Source organism: Neobacillus drentensis (assembly GCF_036965645.1).
In the GTDB taxonomy this organism is placed as follows: Bacteria; Bacillota; Bacilli; order Bacillales; family Cytobacillaceae; genus Neobacillus; species Neobacillus drentensis_D.
On sequence record NZ_JBALPZ010000122.1, the window covers coordinates 31,942 to 35,248 of the forward strand.

4 protein-coding genes are annotated in these 3,307 nt (G+C 39.5%); all 4 read left to right on the top strand.

The window, feature by feature from the left end:
- Nucleotides 1–44 precede the first annotated feature (44 nt).
- The 4 genes from V7266_RS21595 (at nucleotide 45) to V7266_RS21610 (ending at nucleotide 3,225) form a co-directional block, all read left to right on the top strand.
- Complete coding sequence (locus V7266_RS21595; RefSeq protein ID WP_335470803.1) at nucleotides 45–689, top strand: PspA/IM30 family protein; 645 nt, start codon at nucleotides 45–47, stop codon at nucleotides 687–689.
- A gap of 130 nt (nucleotides 690–819) precedes the next feature.
- A complete protein-coding gene (gene liaF / locus V7266_RS21600; RefSeq protein WP_335470806.1) occupies nucleotides 820–1,554 on the top strand; it encodes a cell wall-active antibiotics response protein LiaF in 735 nt (244 codons plus the stop codon).
- Complete coding sequence (locus V7266_RS21605; protein ID WP_335470808.1) at nucleotides 1,551–2,600, top strand: sensor histidine kinase; 1,050 nt, start codon at nucleotides 1,551–1,553, stop codon at nucleotides 2,598–2,600. The genes liaF and V7266_RS21605 overlap by 4 nt, the downstream gene beginning before the upstream one ends.
- Nucleotides 2,593–3,225: a response regulator transcription factor gene (locus V7266_RS21610; RefSeq protein WP_335470811.1), complete on the top strand. Its 633-nt coding sequence runs from the start codon at nucleotides 2,593–2,595 to the stop codon at nucleotides 3,223–3,225. Before V7266_RS21605 ends, V7266_RS21610 begins: the two co-directional genes overlap by 8 nt.
- The last annotated feature ends 82 nt before the right edge of the window (nucleotides 3,226–3,307 follow it).

Genomic DNA, 3,307 nt, shown 5'->3' on the forward strand with positions numbered 1-3,307 from the left:
TCCAAGTTTAACACAGCTATTTATTAAAAAGGAGAGAATGAACAATGACAAACTTATTTACAAGGATTAAAAATACAATTACTGCCGATTTACATGAGGCGCTTGACCAGAAGGAAAATAAAAACCCAATTGCTATGTTAAATCAGTATCTTCGCGAATGTGAGCTGGAAACGGAAAAAGTAAGAAAACTTTTGCAGCGTCAATATACGTTAAAGGATGAATTTACGAGAGAATATCATCAGGCGGAGGAGTTAGCCAATAAAAGAAAGCATCAGGCAGAAATTGCCTCCAAAGCAGGAGAAACAGAGTTATCCGAATTTGCTTCTGCTGAGTATCAGCAATATCAAGACAGGGCTAGCCGCATAAAGGCATCACTTGATCAAGTGGTTGGGCAGCTTGGAGAGTTAGAAAGAAAATATGAGGAAATGAAGCATAAGTTAAAGGACATGCATTTACGCCGCATGGAATTAATGGGCCGTGAAAATGTAACTCGTGCAAATCTGCGAATGAACCAAGTGCTTGATACCCATACTGATTCTGATCAATCCTACTCAAGATTTAAAGAGATTGAAAACTATCTTGACCGTCTCGAACATCAAGTTAACAGTTCCTTTTACCGTAATACAATCGATGCGAGGATTGCACAATTAGAAAAAGAAATGAAATTAGAAGAAAGCAAGTCCAATTAGTCAAAAAAATGGTATTCTATAAGAAAAGTAGCAGAAGGTTCTAGGACAGCCCTAGAACACTTAGTAAAGGGCGTAGTCAAACTGCGCCTTTTACCCGTAAACATACTGCATTAAAAAGGGAGGGTGGCCAATGTTTAAAAATACAAAAAGTGATTATCTTAGCTGGCTTGTTATCATCGGGATTGTAATCTTGCTCTTAGAGATTTTATTTTTTAACAGAGGGCTGATATTCTCTCTTTTTATTGCAGGCGGAATGATTTATTTAGGACGGAAAAAGGCCAGTAAAAAGATGGGTAAAATCCTATTTATTGTAGGGATTATCTTTTTGGTTTTAAGTATTGTCAATATGATGACCTTTAGGTTTTTATTATTAGCGATACTCTTGCACTTTTTTATTCAATTTTTCCATACAAAGAGACGGCCTAATAAAATAGTATTGGATATTGTTTCAACTGATCCAGAACAATCAGATGAAACGTTGATTAGTTCGGAACCATTATTTAGTAATATTTTTGTTGGGCAGCAAAAAACGCCTCTAGGTGTATATGAGTGGGATGATGTGAACATCCAAACGGGGATTGGCGATACCGTTATTGATCTTAGTTATACGCTGCTGCCAAAGGGAGAAGCCGTTATTTTTATCCGAAATATTATCGGAAATATCCATATCCTTGTGCCATACGAAACGGAAGTAAGTATTCACCATTCTGGTGTCGTGGGTTCGGCCAAAGTATTTGGAAATGACAAAGATAAAATATTCAACCAGGTTTTTCACTTGAAAACGTCCGGTTATGAAACTTCAGAGGCTAAGGTGAAAATCGTTACCTCACTTGTGGTCGGGAATTTAGAGGTGAGCCGGATATGAGTACAACCCAGCGGCAAATGATCTGGCATATACTGTTTTGTTTTTTGATTGCATTAGTCATTGGAGCGGTTCTAATTTATGTGTTCCCATTGGCGAACTGGTCGGAATTATGGTCGAGACAATTTATGAATATTCCAATTGTAATTTTTGTTCCTGTCTCAAGCATTGCCATCGGAATACTCTTAGGAGGAATTTCAGGCCTTTTTTGGCGTAAACAATTACTTTCAGTCGAACATTCTTTGCATCAGCTCGAGGAAGGAAGACAAGTCGAAATGCAAGAGAAGCCCTCTGTTTCAGAAATTCAAGCCATAGCTAAAAGAATTGAGAACGTTGGCAGGCAAATGTCTGAGCAGGCAAAGCTGTCACAGCGGCTGGCTACCGAAAAGGTAGAGGGTCAAGAAGAAAGAATTCAGCAAATCATTGAACAAGAGCGGAATCGGCTTGCCAGGGAATTGCATGACTCCGTCAGTCAGCAATTATTTGCTGCTTCAATGATGATGTCGGCGATAAATGAAACAAAAGGCCAGTCTGAAGATGAGCGTGAAACAAAACAACTAAAACTTGTTGAGGAAATGATTCACCAATCCCAGTTAGAGATGCGGGCGCTGCTGTTACATTTACGCCCAGCTGCCTTAAAGAATAAATCGCTCACAGAAGGAATCGAGGAGTTGTTAATCGAATTATCTCAAAAGGTGACAATGGAGATTAAATGGAAAGTCGAAGATTTTCCATTAGATAAAGGGGTTGAGGATCATCTCTTCCGCATCCTGCAGGAGTCTGTCTCCAATACCCTAAGACACTCAAAAGCCAGCAAATTTGAGGTTTTATTAGTAAAGCGGGATGATCTTGTCATTCTTAGGATTGAAGACGACGGAATTGGTTTTGAAGTGAATGAAATGAAAGCTGGCTCCTACGGCATGCAAAACATGCACGAACGGGCGGTCGAAATTGGCGGTACATTAAAAGTAGTTAGTGTTAAAAGTAAAGGAACAAGGCTGGAAGTAAAGGTTCCGGTGATGATTAATGGAGATGGTGTCAATGATTAGAGTAGTATTTGTCGATGACCACGAAATGGTTAGAATCGGTGTATCCTCTTACCTTTCGGCGCAGGAGGACATTGAAGTGGTGGGTGAAGCCGATAATGGAAAAAAAGGAGTAGAACTCGCCTTAAGCTTACGTCCTGACATTATATTAATGGACTTGGTAATGAAAGAAATGGATGGAATCGAAGCAACCAGGCAAATTATTGAGCAATGGCCTGAAGCAAAGGTCATTATCGTCACCAGTTTTTTGGATGATGAAAAAGTGTATCCGGCGCTTGAAGCGGGTGCGACAAGTTATATGCTGAAGACCTCAAAGGCAAGTGAAATTGCCAATGCAGTCCGTGCAACTTACCATGGCCAATCGGTTCTTGAGCCAGAAGTCACCGGGAAAATGATGGTCAAAATGCGTCAAAAAAATACGCAGCTCCCACATGAAGAACTTACCAGCCGCGAACTTGAAATTTTACTGTTGATGGCGGAGGGAAAAACCAATCAGGATATTGCGGATGAATTATTTATCGCCCTGAAGACGGTTAAAACCCATGTCAGTAATATACTAAGCAAACTAAACGTACAGGACCGCACCCAAGCGGTTATCTATGCCTTTAAGCATTCATTAATCAAATAATCGTCCAAACCTCTTAACTCATGTTGGGAGGTTTTTTAATTTTAAAAAAAATGATTGAAAATTATTCTCATTTACTGTTATT